Source organism: Candidatus Accumulibacter sp. ACC003, from assembly GCF_907163085.1.
GTDB lineage: Bacteria > Pseudomonadota > Gammaproteobacteria > Burkholderiales > Rhodocyclaceae > Accumulibacter.
In genome coordinates, this window is record NZ_CAJQTX010000007.1 from 447,371 (window position 1) to 471,196 (window position 23,826).

General features: G+C 63.3%; 20 protein-coding genes. 16 read left to right on the forward strand and 4 right to left on the reverse strand.

From position 1 onward, the window contains the following. Nucleotides 1-438: 438 nt before the first annotated feature. The 7 genes from QZ656_RS17420 (at nt 439) to QZ656_RS17450 (ending at nt 6,991) form a co-directional block, all read left to right on the forward strand. The gene (locus QZ656_RS17420; RefSeq protein ID WP_291994585.1) at nt 439-1,314 is read left to right on the forward strand and encodes a PstS family phosphate ABC transporter substrate-binding protein; all 876 of its coding nucleotides are present in this window, start codon (nt 439-441) and stop codon (nt 1,312-1,314) included. Nucleotides 1,315-1,403: 89 nt separating this feature from the next. Beyond that, nucleotides 1,404-2,489 carry a PhoU domain-containing protein gene (locus tag QZ656_RS17425; RefSeq protein ID WP_291994586.1) on the forward strand — a complete coding sequence of 362 codons (1,086 nt, stop codon included), beginning with the start codon at nt 1,404-1,406 and terminating at the stop codon, nt 2,487-2,489. 1 nt (nt 2,490) lies between these two features. Next, on the forward strand, nt 2,491-3,426 hold the full coding sequence (pstC, locus tag QZ656_RS17430) for a phosphate ABC transporter permease subunit PstC (RefSeq protein WP_291994587.1): 936 nt from the start codon (nt 2,491-2,493) through the stop codon (nt 3,424-3,426). Between the two features lie 25 nt (nt 3,427-3,451). Beyond that, a complete protein-coding gene (gene pstA / locus QZ656_RS17435) occupies nt 3,452-4,321 on the forward strand; it encodes a phosphate ABC transporter permease PstA (protein WP_291994588.1) in 870 nt (289 codons plus the stop codon). Beyond that, on the forward strand, nt 4,315-5,136 hold the full coding sequence (locus QZ656_RS17440; protein ID WP_366522187.1) for a phosphate ABC transporter ATP-binding protein: 822 nt from the start codon (nt 4,315-4,317) through the stop codon (nt 5,134-5,136). The genes pstA and QZ656_RS17440 overlap by 7 nt, the downstream gene beginning before the upstream one ends. 122 nt (nt 5,137-5,258) lie before the next feature. Continuing rightward, nucleotides 5,259-6,065, forward strand: a complete 807-nt coding sequence (locus QZ656_RS17445) for a phosphate ABC transporter ATP-binding protein (protein WP_291994589.1) — start codon at nt 5,259-5,261, stop codon at nt 6,063-6,065. 257 nt (nt 6,066-6,322) lie between these two features. Next, a complete protein-coding gene (locus tag QZ656_RS17450) occupies nt 6,323-6,991 on the forward strand; it encodes a PEP-CTERM sorting domain-containing protein (protein WP_291994590.1) in 669 nt (222 codons plus the stop codon). A gap of 400 nt (nt 6,992-7,391) precedes the next feature. Here the strand turns inward: QZ656_RS17450 and QZ656_RS17455 are convergent, their stop codons facing one another. Beyond that, entirely contained in the window at nt 7,392-9,395 is a 2,004-nt protein-coding gene (locus QZ656_RS17455) for an acyl CoA:acetate/3-ketoacid CoA transferase (RefSeq protein WP_291994591.1), read from the reverse strand. Between the two features lie 216 nt (nt 9,396-9,611). Between QZ656_RS17455 and lysM the strand changes: the two genes are divergently transcribed. Next, nucleotides 9,612-10,124 carry a peptidoglycan-binding protein LysM gene (gene lysM / locus QZ656_RS17460; RefSeq protein ID WP_291994703.1) on the forward strand — a complete coding sequence of 171 codons (513 nt, stop codon included), beginning with the start codon at nt 9,612-9,614 and terminating at the stop codon, nt 10,122-10,124. A 54-nt stretch (nt 10,125-10,178) separates the two neighbouring features. Then, nucleotides 10,179-10,421, forward strand: coding sequence for a GlsB/YeaQ/YmgE family stress response membrane protein (locus tag QZ656_RS17465; RefSeq protein WP_291994592.1), 243 nt, complete (start codon nt 10,179-10,181; stop codon nt 10,419-10,421). A gap of 48 nt (nt 10,422-10,469) precedes the next feature. On the opposite strand, the gene QZ656_RS17470 is transcribed toward QZ656_RS17465, so the two are convergent. Beyond that, nucleotides 10,470-11,564 carry a poly(3-hydroxybutyrate) depolymerase gene (locus QZ656_RS17470; protein ID WP_291994593.1) on the reverse strand — a complete coding sequence of 365 codons (1,095 nt, stop codon included), beginning with the start codon at nt 11,562-11,564 and terminating at the stop codon, nt 10,470-10,472. A gap of 208 nt (nt 11,565-11,772) precedes the next feature. Between QZ656_RS17470 and QZ656_RS17475 the strand changes: the two genes are divergently transcribed. Both QZ656_RS17475 and mscL read left to right on the forward strand, forming a co-directional pair. Further along, nucleotides 11,773-12,930 carry a pyridoxal phosphate-dependent aminotransferase gene (locus tag QZ656_RS17475; RefSeq protein WP_291994594.1) on the forward strand — a complete coding sequence of 386 codons (1,158 nt, stop codon included), beginning with the start codon at nt 11,773-11,775 and terminating at the stop codon, nt 12,928-12,930. A gap of 150 nt (nt 12,931-13,080) precedes the next feature. Further along, nucleotides 13,081-13,515 (forward strand): large conductance mechanosensitive channel protein MscL, encoded by a 435-nt coding sequence (gene mscL / locus QZ656_RS17480; RefSeq protein WP_291994595.1) that lies wholly within the window; start codon nt 13,081-13,083, stop codon nt 13,513-13,515. Between the two features lie 36 nt (nt 13,516-13,551). On the opposite strand, the gene QZ656_RS17485 is transcribed toward mscL, so the two are convergent. Beyond that, the gene (locus QZ656_RS17485; RefSeq protein WP_291994596.1) at nt 13,552-16,296 is read right to left on the reverse strand and encodes a pitrilysin family protein; all 2,745 of its coding nucleotides are present in this window, start codon (nt 16,294-16,296) and stop codon (nt 13,552-13,554) included. Between the two features lie 520 nt (nt 16,297-16,816). Here QZ656_RS17485 and QZ656_RS17490 point away from each other — a divergent pair. Continuing rightward, complete coding sequence (locus tag QZ656_RS17490) at nt 16,817-17,095, forward strand: hypothetical protein (RefSeq protein ID WP_291994597.1); 279 nt, start codon at nt 16,817-16,819, stop codon at nt 17,093-17,095. A 21-nt stretch (nt 17,096-17,116) separates the two neighbouring features. Here the strand turns inward: QZ656_RS17490 and QZ656_RS17495 are convergent, their stop codons facing one another. Beyond that, entirely contained in the window at nt 17,117-18,895 is a 1,779-nt protein-coding gene (locus tag QZ656_RS17495) for a SulP family inorganic anion transporter (RefSeq protein ID WP_291994598.1), read from the reverse strand. A gap of 253 nt (nt 18,896-19,148) precedes the next feature. On the opposite strand from QZ656_RS17495, the gene QZ656_RS17500 reads away from it, so the two are divergent. The 4 genes from QZ656_RS17500 to glcF are packed head-to-tail and all read left to right on the forward strand — an operon-like array spanning nt 19,149 to nt 23,785. Beyond that, nucleotides 19,149-19,973 (forward strand): FadR/GntR family transcriptional regulator, encoded by an 825-nt coding sequence (locus tag QZ656_RS17500; RefSeq protein WP_291994599.1) that lies wholly within the window; start codon nt 19,149-19,151, stop codon nt 19,971-19,973. Beyond that, nucleotides 19,970-21,451, forward strand: a complete 1,482-nt coding sequence (locus QZ656_RS17505; RefSeq protein WP_291994600.1) for an FAD-linked oxidase C-terminal domain-containing protein — start codon at nt 19,970-19,972, stop codon at nt 21,449-21,451. Before QZ656_RS17500 ends, QZ656_RS17505 begins: the two co-directional genes overlap by 4 nt. Then, nucleotides 21,451-22,518: a glycolate oxidase subunit GlcE gene (gene glcE / locus QZ656_RS17510; RefSeq protein ID WP_291994601.1), complete on the forward strand. Its 1,068-nt coding sequence runs from the start codon at nt 21,451-21,453 to the stop codon at nt 22,516-22,518. The genes QZ656_RS17505 and glcE overlap by 1 nt, the downstream gene beginning before the upstream one ends. A 13-nt stretch (nt 22,519-22,531) precedes the next feature. Beyond that, a complete protein-coding gene (gene glcF / locus QZ656_RS17515) occupies nt 22,532-23,785 on the forward strand; it encodes a glycolate oxidase subunit GlcF (RefSeq protein WP_291994602.1) in 1,254 nt (417 codons plus the stop codon). The last annotated feature ends 41 nt before the right edge of the window (nt 23,786-23,826 follow it).

A 23,826-nucleotide genomic window follows, 5' to 3' on the forward strand; every position in this document is an offset into this window, starting at 1 on the left:
CCTGAGTGGTAATGACGGCTCTTCCGTAGTAGAAAGCATGCCGTGCTGCTGCTCCTGTCCATGGCATTTTCACGAACGATAAAAACAGTTTCTGATGAAATTATGAGTGCGCATTGCAATGTTTTGTACAACATGGCAAGGGCATTGCTTATGAATAAAAAAGCCACGTTAAACCATTGGACTACGGTTATATAGCGAAAGTAATTGTTTTATTGTCTGCTACAAAACAGACATTTGGCATGAAAATAAAATGCTTTCAGCAAACGCTGGGGTGGCGAGTGGTCAGGCCAATTTTTATTGCTATTTGCCGAGTCTATGGGGCTTGTCAGAGTGAATTTTTCTGATAATCTCTGTCGCTCATCTGCTCTTTGCCACCCCTGAAGTCTTTGATCTACATCTACAGACTTCAAAAAATTTCCCACCTTTGGAGAACCCCGAATGACCTCGAAATCGATGTTGTTGAGCATCAGCCTCGCCGTTGCCGCCGCCCTGGCGTCCGGCGCCGTTTCCGCACGAACCGAGATCCAGAACAAGGGCTCGGACACCCTGGTCAATGTCGCCCAGTCGTGGGCCGAGCAGTACGGCAAGATCAACCCCGAAGTGGCTGTTGCCGTATCGGGCGGCGGCTCGGGTACCGGCATTGCCGCCTTGATCAACGGCACGGTCGATATCGCCAACGCCAGCCGCAAGATGAAGGACAAGGAGATCAAGGAGGCCGAGGCCAAAGGTCACCATCCGGTCGAGAACGTCGTCGGTTACGACGCGCTGGCGATCTTCGTAAACAAGAGTTTCCCCCTCAACTCGATCAGCATCCCCGAACTGGCCAAGATTTACGGCCGTGACGGCGGTGCGACCAAGTGGAGCGATCTCGGGATCACCATCCCGGGCTGCAAGGACGAGATCGTCGTCGTCAGCCGGCAGAACAATTCGGGAACCTACGCCTACTTCCAGGAGGCGGTCCTCGGTGAGAAGGGTAAGTTCCGGCAGGGCACCCTGGACATGCACGGCTCCAAGGACGTCGCCGACCTGGTCGAGAAGACGCCCTGCGCGATCGGCTATAGCGGTCTTGCCTACGCTACCGAGCACCTCAAGACGCTGTGTATCTCGCCCGAGAAGGGCAAGGCCTGCGTCAAACCGACCGAGGACACGGCCTTTGATGGCACCTACCCGATCGCCCGGCCGCTGATGATGTACACCGATGGCAAGCCGAAGGCCGACGTCAAGAAGTACATGGACTGGATCATGAGCGACGTTGGTCAGTGCATCCTCGCCAAGGAAGGCTACGCGCCGGTCCGCAAGATCAGCTGCAAGTAAGCCATTCACCATCTCGGGCACGGGGACAGGGAGTCCTCGTGCCCGTTCTGCGATTTGTTGTCCGTAAGCGCTGTGGGGAGCTGCAACCGATGAGTCATTACGAAGAACGTCTCGAGAGAGACCTGTCCCTGATCAAACAACAAGCGAGCCTGCTCGCCAAGCGCGTCGATGAGGCCCTCAGCGCCGCGGTGCGCGCTCTGCTGAGCGGTGACGACAAGCTGGCCTACGCGACGGTGCTCGGCGACCAGTGGATCAACGCCCAGAACCGCAAGCTCGATCGGATGTGCCACGCGTTCATTGGCGTGCACCTGCCGAGCGCCGGACATTTGCGGCTGATGACCGCGATGATGCATGCCAACGTCGCGCTTGAGCGCGTCGGCGACTACGCGGTGACGATTGCCCGCGAGTCGGTACATTTGGCCAAACGCCCCGACGCGCTGATCAAACGTGAGGTCGAGTTGCTCGCCGGCGAGTCGCGGCAGATGTTCAAGCAGGCGATATGCGCCTTCCTCGACGGCAACGCCGAGAAGGCCAGGGCGACGATGATCATGGCTGATCAGGTCGAGCGGACCTTCGACGTGGTCTTCGCCGATCTGGTCACCGAGGGCGAGAACTTCAGCATCGAGGATCTCTTTGCCTACCTGGGCGTTTTCAACTCGCTCGAGCGCGTCTCGGACCAGGCCAAGAACATCTGCGAGGAAACGGTGTTCGCGGTCACCGGCCACACCAAGGCCAACAAGGCCTTCCGGATCCTCTTCATCGACGACGATAACACGCTCCTCGGTCCGATCGCCGAGACCGTTGCCCGCAAGAACTTTCCCGAGGGCGGTGAATTTCACAGCCTCGGTCGCCAGGCCGGTGCGCTGGCGCCCGACGTGGTCCGGCTGCTGCAGGATGCCGGCGTCGATCTGGACCGCCACGAGCCCAGAGCACTGAATCTGAGTCTTCGCGACCTCGCCGATTTCCACGTCATCGTCAGCCTGCAGGGTCCGGTCAAGTCGTACGTCGAAAATATTCCGTTCCACACCGCGGCACTGGAGTGGGACGTCGGCGGCGCCGTTGCGGCCGATCTTCCCGACGAGCAGCGGCGCGCGCGCTACGAGGCAATGACGCGCGAGATCGCCGTGCAGGTGAGTAACCTGATGAGCACCCTGCGCGGCGGGGAGATCGACTGATATGGCCAACAGCACCACAGCGCCGGGCGCCGCCACGGCGGCGGCCTTCGACCGTCGCGATTTCGACTGGTACGTCGACAAGGCGGTGCAGGCGATCGTCTTCGTTTGCGGCATCTCGGCGATCATCTTCGTTCTGGGAATCTTCGTGTTCGTCACCAAGGAAGGTCTCGGCTTCATTGTCAATCACATGAATTTCCATGAGTTTTTTCTTACACCTTACTGGTCGCCGAGCGACGCCGACGATCCCGAATACGGCATCCTGGCGCTGATGGCCGGCACCGCCAGCGTCACCGGCCTGGCGATGCTGGTGGCGATTCCATTCTCACTGGGGGCGGCGATCTACATCGCCGAGTTCGCCAGCGGCAAGACGCGCGAGACACTTAAAGTGCTGGTCGAACTGCTGGCGGCGATTCCGTCGGTGGTCTGGGGCTTCATCGGCCTGGTGATCATGAACCCCTTGATCATCAAGTGGTTCGACGTGCCGGTCGGTCTCTGCGTGCTCAACGCCGGCATCATTCTCGGCCTGATGGCCGCGCCGATCATGACCTCGATCGCCGAGGACGCGCTCAAGGCCGTTCCCGATCGTTACCGCGAAGCGGCCGAGGCGATGGGTGCGACGCGTTGGCAGGTGACCTACAAAGTGGTCTTGCCGGCCGCCAAGAACGGTCTTCTCGGTGGCGTACTGCTCGGCGTCGGTCGCGGCTTTGGCGAGACCATGGCCGTGCTGATGGCCACCGGGCACGCGGTCAACATCCCGAACAGCATCTTTGACTCGGTGCGCGCACTGACCGCGACGATCGCCGCCGAGTTGGGTGAAACCGTTGTCGGTGGCGAGCACTATCAGGCGCTATTCACCATCGGCATCCTGCTGTTCCTGGTCACTTTCGTCGTCAACCTCAGCGCCGACCTGATCGTGCGCGGCATTCGCAAGGGCTAGAAAAATGACAACGGCTAATGCAGCAATGTTTCAGGCGAGCGCCCTGAACAAACGTAACGAGAGCGTCCAGAAGCTCTACCGAATGCTTTTCGGGATGATGACGCTGATGCTTATCGCGCCGGTTCTCCTGATTCTCGGAACCCTGATTGCCAAGGGTGGCGGCGCCATTTCGTGGGAGTTTCTATTTACCGCGCCAACCGACGGGATGCGCTCCGGCGGCGTCCTGCCGGCGCTGCTGGGGACGGTCTGGCTGGTGATGGTGGCGCTGATGCTGTCGGTACCGATCGGCGTCTGCGCGGCGATCTATCTCAGCGAATATGCCGGCGATAACTGGTTCACGCGGACCATCAACCTGGCGATCATCAACCTCGCCGGCGTGCCGTCGATCGTGCACGCCTTGTTCGGCTTGGGCGCCTTCGTCATCTTCTTCGGCTTCGGGACGAGCATCCTGGCGGCGAGTCTGACCTTGGCGGTGATGACCATGCCAGTGGTCATCGTCGCCACCCGCGAGTCGCTGCAGGCGGTGCCGCAAGCGTTTCGCGAAGCCTGCTGGAACATGGGCGCGACGCGCTGGCAGACGATTCGTCGGGTGGTGCTGCCGAATGCGATCACCGGAATTCTCACCGGCGTGATTCTCGAGGTCTCGCGTACTGCCGGCGAGACGGCGCCGATCATGTTCACCGGCGCGGTGTTCTTCACGCCCTTCCTGCCCGAGAGCGTCATGGACCAGACCATGGCCTTGTCGCTGCATCTGTTCGTCGCCGCGACGCAGGTTCCGGGCATTGCTGACGAGGTTCCCTTTGGTATTGCGCTGGTGCTGATCGGCCTGGTGCTGACCATGAACAGCGCGTCGATTGCTTTCCGGATGTGGCTCAGGGGGAAGAAGAAATGGTAAGCCAAAGCGCTCTCGAGCGGCCGATGCACGGTCGGCAAAGCAAGGGCGGAGCCGCCGCATCGCCGATCAAGCTTGCGGTCAAGGACCTGCGCATCAGTTACGGCAAGGCGGTGGCGCTGCAGGGCGTCAACCTGGAGATTCACGAGCACGAGATCTTCGGCATCATTGGCCCGGCCAACGCCGGCAAGACCTCGTTCCTCAAGGCACTCAACCGCATGGACGTGTTCAACACCGGCATGCGCGTGGACGGCGAGATCCGCTTCAACGGCCTCGATACGCGCCACCTGAAGAACGTCTATGCGCTGCGCAGCCGCATCGGTGTCGTCTTCCCGCTGCCGGTCGGTCTGCCGATGACTGTGTACGACAACGTCGCGCTGTCGCCACGCTGGCGGGGGATTACCAACAAGGCCGAACTCGACGTCATCGTGCAGCGTTGTCTGACGCGTGCCGCGCTCTGGGACGAGGTCAAGGATCGCCTCGGCGCGCTCGGCAGCCTGCTCTCCGGCGGCCAACAGCAGCGGCTGACGATCGCCAGGGCGCTGTCGCAGGAGCCCGACCTGCTGATGCTCGACGAGTTTTCGATCGCCGTCGACCCGGTGACGACGATGCGTATCGAGGATGTGCTCAAGGAACTTCGCCAGGAGGTGACGATCATCCTGGTCACCAACCTGGTGCAACAGGCGCGGCGTCTGGCCGACCGCACCGCCTTCTTCCTGAATGGCGAGTGCGTCGAGATCGGCGTCACCGAGGATCTGTTCACCGGCGAGGTCAAGGATAAGCGTACCCGCGACTACGTCGAGGGACGATTCGGTTGAGTCTTGAGGCCGGGCCGGGCCGGGCTGCCGCTGCCGTTTGGCAGCGGAGCGCCCGGTTTCGCGCCAGCCAGCTGCCCCGCTTGCCACTGTATTCACCGAATACCAATGAAGGACACCATTAGATGAGCGCCGCCCCAGCCGCAGCCCTGCTGCAGCCATCGCCCGAATACGCGATCGACACCAAGAAACTCAACCTCTGGTACGGGACCTTTCAGGCCCTGTACGACGTAGACCTGCGCATCCGCCAGGGCATGATCACCTCGATGATTGGTCCTTCGGGATGCGGCAAGAGTACTTACCTGCGCAGCGTCAACCGCATCAACGAGCGTCTCGGCTACGTGCGCATCGAGGGCAGTATCGACGTCATGGGCCAGAACATCTACGACCCAGGCGTCGAGCTGATCCAGGTGCGCAAGCAGGTGGGAATGGTCTTCCAGCGCCCCAATCCGCTGCCGATCTCGATTCGCGACAACATCCTTTTCAGCCACCGCCTGCACGCGAAGGGTGGTGGCGACGTCCATCAGGGTACGCCGGACGAAATCGTCGAGGAATCCTTGCGCACCGTGTTGCTGTGGGACAAGGTCAAGGACCGCCTCAAGCGCAAGGCCACCGAGCTGTCGCTCGAAGAGCAGCAGAAGCTGTGCATCGCGCGGCTGCTGCCGGTCAAGCCCAAGCTGCTGCTGATGGACGAGCCGTGTTCGGCGCTCGACCCGAAGGGCACCGAGGCGGTCGAGGAACTGCTCTGGGAGCTGCGCGGCCAGTACACGATTCTCATCGTCACGCACAATATGGCGCAGGCGCGTCGCGCCAGCGAGGAATGCATCTTCATGCTGATGGGCAAGGTCGTCGAGCACGCGCCGACCGAGGAGATGTTCGTCACCCCGACGCACCAGGAAACAGCCGACTATATCGAAGGCCGCTTCGGCTGAGATCCTTGGTGGCGGACCCTCAGGCGGGGTGGGACGGGCTGCGCGCGACAAGAGCCAGTGTCGAAAAATTTTACACGGGCTGTTTTTGCGCAACGGCAGTTCGGGAAGTAATCATTAGTTATCAGCATATTGAAAAAATGGCATGGAAATTGCTCAGTGGGAAGTGGGTTAAATTTAATCCGGACCATGGCCATACGGTAGTCGGGCGTATCGATAGTGTGGCGCCGAAAACATTATTCTCTAATTGGAGTAACGACATGAAACTCACCAAGACTAGCTTGCTCAGCGCTGCCCTTGTGGCAGCTGGTTTGCTCTGCAGCGCGCAAGCCGGGGCCTTCACCTTGACCTTCGAGGGTGTGGGTAATCAGGCCGACATCAACAATTTCTACAACGGCGGAACCGACAGCCAAGGCAATTCCGGTACGAACTACGGCGTCCAGTTCGTCGATGGCCTGGGGCTTGTCGATGCCGATGCCGGAGGTGACGGCAACTTCGCCAACGAGCCAACGCCCAATACCATCATGTTCTTCCTGAACGCGGCTACCGCCATTCTCGATTACTCGGCGGGCTTTACGACCGGCTTTTCGTTCTACTACACGTCGTCCACCGCGGCGATAGTCAGCGTGTACGATGCGTTGGGTGGCGCGGCCGGCGGTGGTAGCATCCTCGGTTCGCTCAATCTGGTGGCTCAGCATACCGACAACTGCGTTGGCGACCCGAGTGGTACCTTCTGTAACTTCACGCCGATTGGTGTGGCCTTCGGCGGCACGGCTTACTCGATCGACTTTGGCGGCACTGCCAATCAGACCGGATACGACAACATCACCTTCGGCTCAACGAACCCGAATGTCCCTGAGCCCGGCACTTTGGCCTTGCTGGGGATCGGCGCCCTTGCCTTCTGCGCGCGCCGCAAAGTTCAGGCCTGAAAAAGCACCAACGGCGGTCTGGAGAGGCGGCTGTAGGCCGCCTCTCCAGTTTCGCCTTTCTTCTCGCCTTTCTTCTCGTTCCGTAGCACCCTTCCGCAGTTCGACCTGAATCGGCTGACCCCGGCGCGGGGTGCTCGGGCTCCGATGCCGCCAATTCTTGTCGAGAGCATGCTGGGTAACCGCGCTTTCAGCGCGTCATCGCTTGCCGTCCACGCAATTCCCGAAACGGTGTCTTTGCGTGTGCCGTATCCTGCCGGCTGCGTTCGCTGTGTGCTGTCGCCGCAAATCGCCATTGGCAAGACAAGAAAAAGCGGCGCGGTTATCCTTTTTCACCCAGCTTTGACCAGAGCCGCTCTTGGCATGGCCGGAAGCGGTGGTCGCGGCATGGATTGCGGTCCGGTCATTTCGACCTGAGGTTTGCTTCGGCCTCGGCGGCGGTTTCGTAGCTGCGCGCCGCGATTTTCCGCCTCTCGAGGGCCTCGCCGAGCTTGGCGCGCAGGAAGGTATTCGAGGTAAAGCGGGTGACGTTGTGGTAGTAGGTGTCTACCACTTCCTTGACCATGTCGACGTAGTCGTCGACCAGTTCGGGGACGATCGAAAAACGGTCGTAATTGACGATCGCGTAGACCTTGTGGCCGATCGGCGCCAATTTTTCCCCGATGGTCTGTCGAAGCCTGGCGATATCACCCGCGGTGCGCACGCTGAGTCCTTCGAAGTTGAGGAAGAAGACGTTCTTGCCGGCGTCGTAGGTCAGGCGTTCGGCCATCGGGATTTCCAGCATTTCGGGTCGCAGCTTCATCGGCTCGTCGCGGAAAATCCGCGCGTCCATCAGCGCTGGCGGGCGGTGCATGATGGGCGTGAAGTCCATCTTGTCGAGAATGTCCTTCTGGAGGTCGACGCCCGGGGCGATCTCGATCAGTTCCAGGCCTTCCGAACAGAGCCTGAAAACGCAGCGTTCGGTGACATAAAGGACCGTCAGCCCGCTCTTTTTCGCCTGTGCGCCGCTGAACGTCCGATGCTCGACCTCCTCGACGAACTTGCGCGACTTGCCGTCCTGGACGATACGCAGTTTGCCGTCGTCGAGCGCGACTTCCAGCGCGCCGGCCGTAAAGGTGCCGACAAAGACGACCTTCTTGGCGTTCTGTGAAATGTTGATGAAGCCGCCAGCACCCGCCAGGCGCGGACCGAACTTGGAGACATTGAGGTTGCCCTGGCGGTCGGCCTGCGCCAGCCCGAGGAAAGCGATGTCGAGGCCGCCGCCGTCGTAGAAATCAAACTGGCTGGGCTGGTCGATGATCGCCTGGGCGTTGGTCGCCGCGCCGAAGCTCAGGCCGCCGGCCGGGATGCCGCCGATGACGCCGGGTTCGGCGGTCATCGTCAGCAGATCGGCTATCTGTTCCTCGGCGGCGATATTGGCGACGCCTTCCGGCATGCCGATGCCGAGGTTGACCACCGCATTGGGCTTCAGCTCGAAGGCTGCCCGCCGCACGATGATCTTGCGCTCGCTCATGGCCATCGCCGGAATCGCCGACATCGGGACCTTGATCTCGCCGGCGAAGGCCGCGCTGTACTGTTCGGAAAAGGTCTGCATGTGGTACTCGGGCTTCTCGGCCACGACCACGCAGTCGACCAGGATGCCGGGGACCTTGACCTGTCGCGGATTGAGCGTGCCGCGCTCGGCAATCCGTTCGACCTGGACGATGACGATGCCACCCGAATTGCGGGCGGCCATGGCGATGGCCTGCGCTTCGAGCGTCAGCGCCTCCTTTTCCATGGTGACGTTGCCATCGGGGTCGGCGGTGGTGCCGCGAATGATGCCGACGTCGATCGGGAAGGCCTTGTAGAACAGATACTCCTCGCCGTCGATTTCCATCACACGGACGATATCGGTGGTGGTCATCGCGTTCAGCTTGCCGCCACCAAAGCGCGGGTCGACGAAGGTGCCGAGGCCGACCCGGCTGATCGTTCCCGGTTTGCCCGCGGCAATATCGCGGAACAGGTGGGCGATGATCCCTTGCGGCAGGTTGTAGGCCTCGATGCGATTGGCAACGGCCAGTTTCTGCAGCGTCGGCACCAGTCCCCAGTGACCGCCGATGACGCGGCTGACCAGACCCGCGTGACCGAGGTGATTGAGTCCGCGCTCCTTGCCGTCGCCCTGGCCGGCCGCGTACACCAGCGTCAGGTCGCGCGGACTGCCGAGACCCTGGGCGTCTGCGCTGGCCGTCAGCAGGAAGCGCTTCTCGAGCGCGACGGCAATATTTTCGGCGAAGCCGATGCCGACAAAACCGCCGGTGGCGACGGTGTCGCCATTCTCGATCAAACCTACTGCGTCTTCAGCGGAGACGACTTTTCCGGTATCCGACGCGCGTAGCGAGGCGGCCATGGGATGAGTGGCAAGCGGCATGTACTTTTCTCCAGAGCAGTTCAAGGGGGGCCGGTGCGGTCGTTCCGGCCCGTGCGGCGCCAGTATAGCGAGCAACAGCCCGCTCGACATCGGCGCCTTGCTGCTTCCTTTGCGCACAGCGGTGAAACTGCTAGACTCGACTGCGCTTTGCAGAAGATCGTAAAGCCGTGGACCATTTGCCGGCGCCTGAATGCGCCGCCCTACCGAGGAGACAGCATGGGCTTATTTGATTTTGTCAAAGAGGCGGGCGAGAAGCTTTTTCGCTCAGCGGATGCGGAAGCCGTGTCGAAGTCGCTTGACAGTACGCCAGACGGCGAGGCGGCCAAGGCCAAACTGAGCGAAATGAACCGCAGTGCCGGCGACGCCATTGAGGCTTACATCACCACTCAGGGCTTGCCGGTTACCGGGCTGACCGTGACCTTTGACGGCGCCAACGCTACGGCGACCGTCTTCGGCGTCGCCGGTGACCAGGCCAGCAAGGAGAAAATCCTCCTGTGCTGTGGCAACGTGAGCGGCGTTTCGATAGTCCATGACATGCTGTCGGTTGATCAGAGCGAGCCGGAAGCCTTGTTCTACACCGTTGTCGCGGGTGACAATCTCTCGAAGGTCGCGAAAATCCACTACGACAACGCCAACAAGTACATGCTGATCTTCGAGGCCAACAAGCCGATGCTCAGCCACCCGGACAAGATCTATCCCGGTCAGATGTTGCGCATTCCGCCGCTGTGATGCGCGGCGAACCGAGGCATTGACCGCGCTTCAGCGGATTTGACTGGATTGCCGATGGGAATTATCTGGACCATTGTTCTGGGCTTTGTCATTGGCGTGATCGCCAAGCTGATCCACCCCGGCAGGGAAAACATGGGTTTTTTGGTGACCGTCGTGCTCGGCATCGCCGGCTCGCTTGCTGCCGGCGTCGTTGGGCAGTTCCTCGGCTGGTACCGGGCCGGCGAGGGCGCTGGATTCATCGCCTCGGTGATCATGGCGGTGATCCTGCTGGTGATCTACGGCAAGCTTCGCCGCTGATCCTTTGTCGTTGCCCTTCGTAGCTGCCCCTTCGTCCTTGCCGCTGCGTCAGCGCTGAGCTTGGTCAGCGGGCGTTGCCAAACGCTCGATCATCGCGCGCACGGCCTTGATCTGCAGGCCGTCGCGGGTGTGGTAAGCGCTCCCTGAATAGCCCCACCAATCCCAGCACGCGAAGGGGTTGTTGAGCCAACTCCATGACCCCATCGCCGCTCCGTAGCGCGGGACGGTCTGCGGGTAAAGGACGATCAGCCGGTTGCTGTCGGCCCAGGCGTTATAGCCGGCGAGATCGACGAACAGCCTTCCGATTTGCGTGGCGCTTTGGCGGCAACCATGGAAAGCGACGTGAATTCGGCACGCTTCCCGGCGGCAGGTCTGCGGCACGTAGGCGTAGGCGTCGTCTGCCAGCCCGGCGTCGATCGCCTTGCCCTGGATAAAGGGTCGCTGGTCGAAGCTCAGCAGCTCGCCATTCATTTTCGTCGCCGCGGGCTGCAGGGGACCGAGCAGGTGCGCCAGGATTTCACCGGCGGCGTCGAGGTCGCCGCAGCGGTTGATGAACGGCGATTCCTCGCTGCTGCAGGCATTGGCCTCGGGAGCGGCCAGCGAAATCATCGCGTGCCCGGCGTCGGGCAGCTTGACGAAGCGAATCGCCGCCGCTGCCATCCATTGAGCATAGAATTCGGCCAGCCGCTGCACCACCGCCGTGGCGACGATCGTGTCTTTGCCGCCCGAGAACAGCCATACTTTATCGTCGCGCAAGTTGTCCAGCGGGTCGATGCGGTCGGCTTTGGCCAGCGCTTCGGCCTGGCCGCGCAGCTCTTGCACCGACGGCAGTTCGGCCCACGACGAGGGCGCCATGCAGCGACTCAAGGCCAGGCGCATCGATCCCTCGGCGCAGTAGTACGGCCCGCCGGCGATAACGCCGGCACCGCGCACCAGCCGCGAGTGAGCGACCTGGAACTGCACCGCCATGTAGGCACCCGACGACACCCCGGAGACCGTCAAGTCGCGCAGCTCGGCGCCGAGCGCCGGTAGTGCAGGCGCTGCGCAGACGCTGTGCAGGCTCAGCGAGAAGGTCAGTAATAGCGCGGCAACGATGGCCGAAAGGCGGCGCAAGACGGTGGTGGCGGTGGTGGCGGTGGTCATGATTGGTGGGCGTCGCAAGACGGGGGTCGAAAGCGTCAGCTTAGATCGCTTGCCCGGTAAATGCCATCAGATCGCGTCCTCGCCGACGCGAGCGAGCAGCGGTAGGGGCGCGCCTTGCCGGGGAGGCCCGGCTCCGGCTTGTTTCGTCGGCGCAGCGCCCCTACACTGGGCGCTCGATAATTACTCGCCGCGCTTGGCGCGGATTGCCATGCACCACTCTTCGGTTGTCATCGACTCCAAATTGCCCGCCGTCGGCACGACCATCTTCACCGTCATGTCAAAGCTCGCTGCCGACTGCGGGGCGATCAACCTGTCGCAGGGCTTTCCCGATTTTCAGGCCGACGGCGCGCTCTTCGACGCCACGGTGCGAGCGATGCGCGACGGCCGCAATCAGTACCCGCCAATGACCGGTGTTCCCGAACTGCGCGCGGCGATCGCCGACAAGGTGGTCACGCTCTACGGCGCGGCCTACGACGCCGAGAACGAAATCACCGTCACCGCCGGTGCCACGCAGGCAATTTTTACGGCCATCGCGGCCTTCGTTCGTAGCGGCGACGAAGTGATCGTCTTCGAGCCGGTCTACGACAGCTATGTGCCGGCGATCGAAACCGTTGGCGGCACGGCGGTCTACGCGACGCTCGCGTTTCCCGACTACCGACCCGACTGGCAGCAAGTCCGTTCGCTGCTCAGCCCGCGCACGCGGATGATCATCGTCAATTCGCCGCATAACCCCAGCGGCAGCGTCTTCGACGCCGACGATCTGGCGCAGTTGGCGGCCGTGACGCGCGGCACCGACATCGTGGTTCTTGCCGACGAGGTCTACGAGCATATCGTTTTCGACGGCGCCCGCCACCACAGCGTCGCCGCTCATCCCGAACTGGCCGAGCGCAGTATCGTCGTCTCGTCTTTTGGCAAAACCTATCACATCACCGGCTGGAAGATCGGTTACGTGCTCGGTGCACATGAACTGATGAGCGAGTTCCGCAAGGTCCATCAGTTCAACGTATTCACCGTCAATACGCCGTGTCAGCTGGGAATTGCCGAGTACATGCGCGACTCCTCGCGGCATCTCGGGTTGGCCGCTTTCTACCAGAACAAGCGCGAGTTCTTCCGCGCGCAGTTGCACGCTTCGCGCTTCGAGTTACTGCCGTGCCACGGCACTTACTTTCAATTGGCGCGCTACAGCGCCATTTCCGACCTGCCTGATCGTGATTTCGCGTGCTGGCTGACGCGCGAGGTCGGCGTAGCGGTGATTCCCGTGTCGGTGTTCAATCACCGCGGACACGATGACCGCGTCGTCCGTTTCTGTTTTGCCAAGCAGGAGGCGACGCTGGCCGCGGCGGGTGAAAGACTGCGCGGCGTTTGACGTCGGACGCGAGTTTGGCCAGCGACCGATCATCTATCGGGTAGTCGTTCACCGGGTGGCGGTGCCGCTGCCATAATCCAAGGCCAGTTGGCGCCGGAACAATCTGCCGCCAGGCAGGCCAATCATAAAACAACGCAAAAAAGGGAAATCATGAGCATGCTGCAGGAGTTCAAAGAGTTCGCGATGAAGGGCAATGTCATGGATCTCGCCGTCGGCGTGATTATTGGCGGTGCCTTTGGCAAGATCGTCGAAGCAATGGTCGGTGATCTGATCATGCCGGTGGTGGCCCTGATCATGGGTGGCAAGCTCGATTTCTCTGGGATGTTCGTGGTGCTCGGCAGCGTTCCGGAAGGGACCGCTGTGACGCTCGATGCGCTGAAGAAGGCGCAGGTGCCGGTTTTCGCCTACGGCCACTTTTTGACCATCCTGGTCAATTTCATCATTCTCGCGTTCATCATCTTCCTGATGGTCAAGCAGGTGAATCGCCTCAGGAAGAGCGCGCCAGCGGCCGCGCCGGCGGCGCCGCCGGAGCCCGCCGAGGAGGTCTTGCTGTTGCGCGAGATTCGCGACAGCCTGAACAAGTAATCGGCACGGCGGCTGGCGTCGGGCGGCGCACCGTCGTCAGTTCTTCTGTCCCTTGCTGGCGTCGGCAGCGACCACCAGCGTCAGCTGCTGGGGGTCGATGTACTTGCGGAAGGCGGCGTTGACCTGCTCCGGCGTGAGCGCTTTCACCTTGTCCTCGAAGTCCTGCGAAAACTGCCAGTCCTTGCCGAAGTCGAGCAGCGAGATCCAGCGCGCGGCGACGGCGCTGTCCTGCGAACGAGCGACGGCGCGTGCTTCGAGAATACCCTTCTTGGCTTCGGCCACTTCTTCGGCGGTGAAGCCATCGCGGCGCGCTCTGGCCAACTCTTCGAGGAAGGCCTGCTCGGCGCGGCCGGCGTTCTGCGGCGCGGCCATCGCCGCGAAGGTCCAACTCGACAGTCGCTCGTGGGTGCCGACCGATAGTGATGAACCGACGCTGTAGCTGAGCCCGTCCTTCTGCCGTAGGCGATCGATCAGTCGGCTCGACAAGCCGCTGCTACCGCCGAAGATGTTGTTCGCCACGTACAGCGCCGGTGCTTCGGCATCATCCTGACGCAGCATCAGGTCGAGGCGCGCACGCACGAAGGCGTTCTCCTTGTCGGGCGTGTCGATAACGATCCGCTCTGCCGCCACCGGCCGGTACTCGCGGTCGACGCGGGCATAAGGTGATCTGGAGACGTAGCCGGGAAACAAGCGCTTGAGTTCGTCGACGACCGTCGCTTCGTCGAAGTCGCCGACGATGGCGATTTCGCCACGCGCCGTGCCCATCAGTTCGCGGTGATAAGCGACGACCTGTTCGAGCGTGCTCTGGCGCAGCTGTTCGATGCGTTCGCTCAGTTGCGCGTGGTAGCGCGGGTCGCCGGGCGGATAGGTGTTGAAGTGCGCGGCCAGGGCGTCGCGCGAGAGCTCCTGGGGATTGTCGAGTTGCGCCTGCAGCGCGGTCAGCGTCTGGCGCTTGAGTTCTTCGAACTCGGCCGCCGGGAAGCTGGCGTCACGCAGCAGCTGCGCGACCAGAGCGAGCGCTGCCGGAAGGTTTTCGCGGGTGGTCTCGAACTGGTTGAGGCCGCCGTGGATCTTCAGCCGCGTCATCTCGTCGGCAATCTGCTGGCGGCTCAACTGGCTGGTGCCGCGCGCCAACATCGCCAGCGCCAGGCTGCCGGCCATGTCGCGCTTGCGCAGCGAGTTCTCGTCACCCCAGCGGAAGCTCATCGCCACGTTCACCGTCTGGCCACGGTTCTTCTTGGGCAGCAGCGCGACTTTCAGCTCGCCGATACTCGGCAGGCGGCTGCGCTGGTTGATGTTGCCGTTGGAAGCTTCGAAAACTTCGCCGGCGTCGCCCTTTTCCTGCGGCTTGAAGTTCGCCAGCAGCTGCGCCGCGCTCGGCGCCGCGGGAATCTCCGCGCGCTGTGGCGAATCCTCGGGAACGAAGCTGCCGACGACGCGGTTGTCGCGAACGAAATATTTGGCGGCTGCGGCGTCGATCTGCGCTGTGGTGAGCTGTTCTAGTTGATCGCGGGCCAGGAAAAAGAGTCGCCAGTCGCCGAGCGCGATGTACTCCGACAAGGTCACCGCAAACACTTCCGGGTCGGCCAGCGCGCGCTCGTAGGAGGTTTGCGCCTGCACCCGCGCGCGATCGAGTTCGGCGCTGCTTGCCGCCTGGCGCGCGAAGCCGCCTTCGATCACCTCGATCATCTGGTCGCGAACGCGATCGAGCGCTTCACCCTTTTTGAGCATCGCGCCGAAGACCACGAAGCCCGGCTGACGGGCGTCGATGCTGAAGTCGTAGACCTGTGCCGCCAGGCCGGGTTGAACCAGGGCCTTGTAGAGACGGCCGTTCGGCGTGTCGCCCAATATTTCGCTGGCCATGCTGATCGCCTCGGAGTCGGCGTGCAGCGTCGACGGCGTGCGGTAAGCAACGGTGATGAGCTGCACCTCGCCTTTGCGACGAACGATGAACTGGCGCTCGCCGTCGGCCGTCGGCTCGACCGTCCAGTACTCGGGCAGCGAGCGCGTCGGCTTCGGCAGCTTGCCGAAGCTGGCGGCGATCCATTGCACGACCTGCTGCTCGTCGAACTTGCCGGCGACCGTCAGGACCGCGTTGTCGGGCTGGTAGAACTGTCGATAGAAAGCCTGCAGGTTTTCTATCTTCACGTTCTCGATGTCGCTACGCGCGCCGATGGTGCTGTGGCCGTAGTTGTGCCAGTCGAAGAGCGTCGCCTGCAGGCGTTTCAGCAGCACGCTTGACGGGCTGTTTTCGCCCATCTCGAATTCGTTGCGGACGACGCTCATTTCGCTGTCGAGGTCTTTTCTGGCGATGAACGAGTTGACCATCGCGTCGGCGCTCCACGCCAGCGCCCACTTGATGTTGTCTTCGCTGGCCGGAAACGTGACATAGTAATTGGTGCGGTCCAGCCAGGTCGAGCCGTTGATCCGGAAGCCGCGGGTCTTGAACTCGCGCGTCGGGTCGGGGAAATTCTTCGACCCCTTGAACATCAGGTGTTCGAGCAGATGCGCCATGCCGGTCTCGCCGTAGTTCTCGTGGCGCGAGCCGACCAGGTAGGTGACGTTGACCGTCGCGGTCGGCTTGGCGGCGTCTGGAAAGACGATGAAATGCAGGCCGTTGGCCAGGCGATACTCGCTGATTCCTTCGACAGTAGTCAGCTTCTCGACGCCGCTGGGTAGTTTGCCGGGCAGCGGTTGGGCGGCGGCGAGCGCCGTTGGCACGAACGAAAAGATCAGCGATGCCAGCACGCCGGCGATGGTTTGCATCCAACGATTCATCATCAGTACTCCACGAAACCCACGTTTGCGCAAACGGTCATGACTGCGAACAGACACCCCCCGATTCGGAAAGTCATGACCGTTTCCCTCGTTGGCGACCCGTCTCGCGCCGACGGCGGAGGGGGCTTGTGAGATTTGTGAGTCATGAAGGCGACTTTCACCTTGAGTCGATTGGCGTGCCAGAAATGGATCGGCCCGCACAGAGGGGGGTCTGGGCGGGCCGGGTGCTACGGCCAGTGCCGCGCTGGGGGAGGGGGATGGCGCGGCAGCGACAGGACGAAGAGTAGCGAATCCCTCGGTCGTGATCTGTGGCATCTCTGTCCCTGTTGTGTAACGGCGTGTGATTTGCCGGTACGGGCACATCGCTCGCCACGATGATCGGTCGCCGTCGCCGCTGCCGAAGCCCTCCGGCACGGCGAGGGCGGGCATGTCGCCGCTGGCTATTGCCATCGGTTCGCCGGAGCTGGCATTATCCGCGATTCGAGTCGCCATGTCGGCGTGATCATCAGCAAAGGAGCGGGCAATGAAGCAAGAATCGGACGATCTGGGAATGGAGACTGTATTGCTGGAGCGCCTGGAAAAAGAAGGGCTGCCTCGCGCCATCGATCTGAAAGCGAAAGTGGACGCCGGCGAGCGCCTCGATGACATGGATATCGCCTTTCTCGAACGGGTCTTCGCCAGGGTCAAGGAGACCCGGCCATTTCTCGCCGCGCATCCCCAATATGGCGAGTTGGCGGCGAGACTGATCGATCTCTACGAACAGATCACGTCCAAGGCGCTGGCGAACGAGAAATCAGCTTGAGTCGCTGAGCAGCCCACTGCCCTAGGTGTTGGTCGGCGGCCGTTCCTGGCCGCCTGCCGGGGCGGTGTCGGGTTGGTCGGGGGAATCGTCGGCTTCGGCGGTGGCGGCGTCCAGGTCGGCACGTTCCCGCCAATGGCGAATCGCCTGGCGCATGGTCGGGAAGGCACGCTGTTGCAGGGACTCGTCGGGGTGCTTGGTGCTCACCAGCCATTGCTCGAATTCGATCTGCCGTCCGGCCAGAATCAGCGTGATGTTCTTCGCCGCGAGTTCGCCGTCGAGTCTTTCCAGCGTATCGATACCGGTGATGTCGACGTCGGTCATGGCGATCATGTCGAGCACGACGCGCTCGACGGGAGCCGGCTGGCGGGCGATCGCCCGATTTACTTCGGCACGGAAGTGGTTGGCGTTGAAGAAGACCAGCGGACCACAGAAGCGCAGCAACAGCAGGCCATCGATGATCGCTGCATTCGGGAAGAGCTTGTGGTTGTACAGCCCGGCGCGGCCGGGAATGTTGACCAGTTCTTCGCAGTCGGGCCGGGCAACCCGGCGAATGAACATCAACAAGGCCAAGCCGACGGCGAGCATGATCGCCTTGATGGCGCCGAAAGCGAGGACGCCGAGCATGGTGATCACGCCGAGCACCAGCGCCGAACGTTCGATCTGGTGATAGCGCCTGAAGACCAGGAAATCGAGCAAGGACCACGAGGCAAACATCAGCACCACACCGAGCGCCGGAATCGGCAACCAGGCCAGCGAACCGGTACCGACCAGCAGCAGCAGCGAAATCGTCAGCGCGGCGACGATGCTTACCATCTGCGTGCGGCCGCCATTGGCGTCGCTGACCGCGGTGCGTGAATCGGCGCCGGTAACCGCAAAGCCCTGCGACAGCGCCGAGACGATGTTGGCCATTCCGAAGGCGGCGAATTCGCGGTCGACGTCGATATCGTAGCCGTTGCGTTCGGCAAAGCTGCGCGCGGTGAGCATGCCGCTGGTGAATAGCACCAGCGCCAGACCCGCCGCCGAAGCGGCGATCTCGCCGACGATGTCGACGTGCAGTTCCGGCCATTCAAGATCGGGCAGGCCGCCGGCCACCGGGCCGATCAGCGCCACGCCATACTTGTCGAGTCCGAACAGAAAGGCCGCCAGGCCGGCGACGATCATCGTCGCCAGCGACGCTGGCACGCGTTTGGTATAACGCGGCATAAAGAACATCACCGCCGCGCAGCAGACCGACAGGACGACCGTTGGCCAGTGTGCGGTGAGCACCAGGTGCGGAATTTCCAGCAGCTGTTTGAAGAAGCGCGTGGCCTCCGGTTTGCTGCCGAGGACCTTGCCGACCTGGCCGATCAGGATCGTCAGCGAAACGCCGTTGAGCAGACCGATGATGATCGGCTTGGCCAGGAAGTCGGCCAGGCCACCGAGGCGAAGGAAGCTCGCCGCCAGGCAGAAGACGCCGGTCAGCAGCGTCAGCGCGATGCCGTAGGTCAGGTAGAGGCCGCTATTGCCGGCGGCCAGCGGCGCGATCACCGCGGCCAGCATGGCGCAGGTGGCGGCGTCCGGGCCGATGATCAGCTGCCGCGAGGTGCCGGCGAAGGCATACACCACCATCGGCAGAATCGACGCGTACAAGCCGGTCGACGGACTGAAGCCCGCCAGTTGCGCATAAGCGATGGCGATCGGGATGGCCACGGCGGCGACCGACAGGCCGGCCCGAATGTCGTACGGCCAGTCCGCGGCACGGTATTTCAGCAGGGGTCGCAGCCCGGGCAACAGGCGATTCAGATGAGCAAGAGCTTGCATTCGGTGACCTCGACGGTTCGTTCAGAAGGGCGGCTGTCGCATGTCACGGCGCCCGTGGCTGTCGCAGTGAGCGGACGATTGTAGCAGAAAGGCATTTTGCGTCGGGCGCGCCGCTGGACATGCCAATGTTGTCGTATCGATGCACGCGATGAGCGATCGAAGCGGGTGCGCCATCAGGTCCTGGCTGCGCAGCAGTTGCATCAGACGCTGCTTGTAGTATCCTGCCGCGAAGTTGTCAGACAACCGGAACGTCATGCTTACCAATGAGCTGAAGGGAATTGTTCGTCGGCCTCGCCTCAGCGAAGAGTTGTCGGTCGCCCTCGAGGCGAAGATCGCCGGCGGCGAGTTCAAACCGGGTGAGCGCTTGCCGGTCGAAAAAGCCCTGGCCGAAACCTACGGCGTCAGCCGTGCGGTGGTTCGCGAAGCCGTCGCCCGGCTCAAAGCCGATGGCCGCGTCGAAACCCGGCAAGGCGCGGGCGCTTTTGTCGCGCTGGCGCCGAAAAGTCTCAACCTGCGTTTCTGGCAGGGAGACGGCCCGGCACAGGCCGAATTGCGCGAGATCTTCGAATTACGGGCGATGGTCGAGGGCTCGATTGCCGAACTCGCTGCGCGTCGCCGCGTGCCGGCTGACGTGGTCGCCATGCAGTGCTTCCTGGACGCCATGGACGATGCCTTGGCGAACGGTAGCGATGGTTCGGAGGCCGACGACGACTTTCATCTGGCGATCGCCGCGGCGACTCATAACAGCTACGCGCATCGCTTGCTGGAATTCCTCGGTCGGCACTTTTCCGAGTCGCGGCGCCTGGCGTGGAGCATGCCCGGGCGTAACGGCGCCTTGCCGGCAGAGGCGTGTGCCGAGCACCGGCGGATCTTCGCGTCGGTTAGCACGGGTGATCCCGAGCGCGCACGCCGGCACGCCCACGAGCACGTACGTTGCGCGGCGCGGCGCGTCGGTATCGAACTGGCCGACGATCTGATCGCCAGTGAGCCGCTGATTGCCGCTGAGCCGCACCGCGCCGTCGCGGCCGCAGGGTCTTTGTTAGCGTCATTAACCACGTCGTACGAGGAAAACACATGAGCATGGAAACCACCGTTGCCGAGCGGCGTTTCACGCTCGATCGGCAGGCGCTGATCGCCCGGCTGCGCGCCGTCTTGCCGGCGCCCGCGCTGCTCGCCGAGGAAGAAGAGATGCGGCCCTACGACTGCGATGGCCTTACCGCCTATCGGCAGTTGCCGCTGCTGGTCGTCTTGCCCGAGGACGAAGCGCAGGTGCAGGCGATTCTCCGTGTCTGCCACGAGCTGCAAGCACCGGTGGTCGCGCGTGGCGCGGCGACCGGCCTTTCGGGCGGCGCGACGCCGCATCGCGACGGCGTTCTGGTGTCGCTGGCCAAGCTCAAGAAGATCATCAGCGTCGACCCGCTGGCGCGCACCGCGGTGGTCCAGCCCGGCGTCCGCAATCTGTCGGTTTCCGAGGCGGCGGCGCCGTACGGTCTCTACTACGCGCCCGATCCCTCGTCGCAGATCGCCTGTACGATCGGCGGCAACGTCGCCGAGAACGCGGGTGGCGTGCATTGCCTGAAGTACGGCCTGACCGTGCACAACGTCCTGCGCGTACGCGGTCTGACGATCAAGGGCGAAATTGTCGAATTCGGTAACGCCGCGCTCGACGCACCGGGTTACGACCTGCTGGCCTTGATCAACGGCTCCGAAGGCCTGCTCGCCGTGATCACCGAGGTGACCGTCAAGCTGACGCCCAAACCCGAGTTGGCGCAGGTGGTGATCGCCTCGTTTGCCGACGTCCGCCTGGCCGGCGATGCCGTCGCCAGCATCATCGCCGCCGGGATCATTCCGGCCGGCCTGGAAATGATGGACAAGAAGGCGATTCACGCCGTCGAGCCCTACGTCAGGGCCGGTTACGACATGGATGCCGAGGCCATTCTGCTCTGCGAATCGGACGGCACGCCCGAGGAAGTGGCCGAGGAAATCGCGCGCATGACGGCCGTTCTCGAAGCCAGTGGCGCGGCCGGGATTCGCGTCTCACAGAACGAAGCCGAGCGGCTCAGGTTCTGGGCGGGGCGTAAAGCGGCGTTTCCGGCGGTTGGGCGACTCACTCCCGACTACCTGTGCATGGACGGGACGATTCCGCGCAAGCGCCTGGCCGAGATGCTCGAAGCGATCAACGCCTTGTCGGAAAAATATGCGTTGCGCTGCGCCAACGTTTTTCACGCCGGCGACGGTAATTTGCACCCCTTGATCATGTACGACGCCAACCAGCCGGGGCAATTCGAACGCGCCGCGGCCTTTGGCGCCGAGATTCTCGAGCGCTCGGTCAGGTTCGGCGGCACGATCACCGGCGAGCACGGCGTCGGCATCGAGAAAATCGACATCATGGCCGAACAGTTCACGCTCGCCGAGATTGGCGCTTTCCACCGGCTCAAGGCGGCCTTCGACGAAAATGGCCTGCTCAACCCCGGTAAGGGCGTGCCGACGCTGGCGCGTTGTCGCGAATATACCCAGGCGCGCGCCGGCGGCGCGGCTACTTCTCCGAGGTCGTGATGGACACATTGATCGAAAACTGGATAACGCGGATCGCCGATGCCGCCAGGTCAGGTGCCAGCCTGACGATTCGTGGTGGCGGCAGCAAGGATTTCTACGGTGGCCCCGAACGCGGCGAACGACTCGAGGTCAGCGAGCACCGTGGCGTCGTCGCCTACGAACCGACCGAACTGGTGGTCACCGCGCGTGCCGGCACGCCGCTCGTCGAACTGGCGGCGACGCTCGCCGACAAGGGGCAGTGGCTGGCCTTCGAGGCGCCTCATTTCGGGCCGTCGGCGACCGTTGGCGGGATGTTGGCGAGTGGCTTGTCAGGGCCGCGTCGGCAGGCGGTCGGCGCGCTGCGTGACTTTGTCCTCGGCGTCAAGATGCTCAGCGGCAGCGGCGAGGTGCTGTCCTTTGGCGGGCAGGTGATGAAGAACGTCGCCGGTTATGACGTGCCGCGCCTGCTGGCAGGCAGTCTCGGAACGTTTGGCGTGGTTCTCGAAGCGTCATTCAAGGTCTTGCCGCTGCCGGTCGCCGAAAAGAGTCTGCGCTTTGCGCTCGACGAAGCGGCCGCGCTGGCCAGGCTCAACGAGTGGGGCGGGCGGCCATTGCCGATTTCCGCATCGGCGTGGCACGACGGCACGCTGACGCTGCGCCTGTCGGGCGCGGCGGCGGCCGTCGAGGCGGCGCAGCGGAACCTCGCCGGTGAGCCGCTGGCGGACGCCGACGCGGCGGCCTTCTGGCACTCGGTGCGCGAGCAGACACACGCTTTCTTTGCCGGTGATGCGCCGCTGTGGCGCCTGTCGCTGCCGTCCGTGGCGCCGCTGCAGGCGCTCGGGCCGACCCTGGTCGAATGGGGCGGCGCACAGCGCTGGTTGCGTGCCGGCGATGCCCGCGCGATCCGCGTGGCGGCGGCCAAGGCCGGCGGGCACGCGACGCTGTTTCGTGCCGACGACGCCTTGAAGACTTCGGCCGGCGTCTTCCAGCCATTGGCGGCGCCGCTGGCACGAATCCATCGCCAGCTGAAGAGTGCGTTCGACCCGCAAGGGGTGTTCAACCGCGGCCGGATGTATCCGGACTTCTGAGAGCCTGCCGATCATGCAAACGAATCTGGCCGATTTCATCAAGGGCACGCCAGCTGGCAACGAAGCTGACGCCATTCTGCGAACCTGTGTGCACTGTGGTTTCTGCACCGCCACGTGTCCGACCTTCCAGTTGCTCGGCGACGAACTCGACGGGCCGCGCGGGCGCATCTACCTGATCAAGCAGATGCTCGAAGGGCAGCCGGTCAGCGAACTGACGCAGCTCCACCTCGATCGCTGCCTGGGTTGTCGGGCTTGTGAGACGACGTGCCCGTCGGGGGTGAACTATCACCGCCTGCTGGAGATCGGCCGCGAGGTCGTCGAAGAGCGCGTGCCACGCTCCCTGGTCGCCCGGGCGACGCGTTTCCTGCTTTGCGAAGCCCTGCCGCGGCGCTGGATCTTCAGGCCGGCGGTGACCATCGGTCGCTTGCTGCGGCCGCTGTTGCCGGCGGCACTGGCGGCCAAGGTGCCGGTCGTCGCCGGCGGTCCGGCGACGCCCTGGCCGCGGCCCGGCGTACACCGGCGGCGGATGATCGCCCTTGCGGGCTGCGTACAACCGATCTTGACGCCGAACACCAATGCCGCGACGGCGCGCGTCCTCGACCGGCTTGGTATCGAGTTGTTCGAGGCGCCGGCGGCCAACTGTTGCGGCGCGCTGCGCTACCACCTGCACGCGCAGGAGAAAGCGCTCGACGACATGCGGCAGGTGATCGACGCCTGGTGGCCCGACGTCGCAAGCGGTCGTGTCGAGGGCTTCGTGATGACCGCCTCGGGTTGCGGCGAGCACGTCCGCGAGTACGGCCATTTGCTGAAGGACGATCCGGTCTACGCCGAAAAGGCCGCGCGCATCGCGGCCATGACGCGCGACGCTTCCGAGGTTCTGGCCGGCGAGCAGGAGCAGCTGGTGGCCTTGCTGCGCCAGGCCAGTGCCGCCTCTGGCCAGCGCGTCGCCTTTCATTCACCGTGCACGCTGCAGCACGCGCAGAAGATTCGTGGCGTCGTCGAGGCACTACTGGCGGCCGCCGGTTATCAGCTGACGCCGGTCGCCGATCCGCACCTCTGTTGCGGCTCGGCGGGAACGTACTCGATCAGTCAGCCGGTACTCGCCGAGCAGTTGCGTGACAACAAGCTGGCAGCGATGGGCGCCGGTGCGCCGGCGGTTCTGGTAACCGCCAACATCGGCTGCCAGACGCATCTGCAAAGCGGCAGCAAGATGCCGGTACGGCACTGGATCGAGCTGATCGACGAGCGCTTGAACGGCGTCTCCTGAGCGCCTCGGCAGGTCGGGGCGGCGACGGAGCGCGGGCTAGG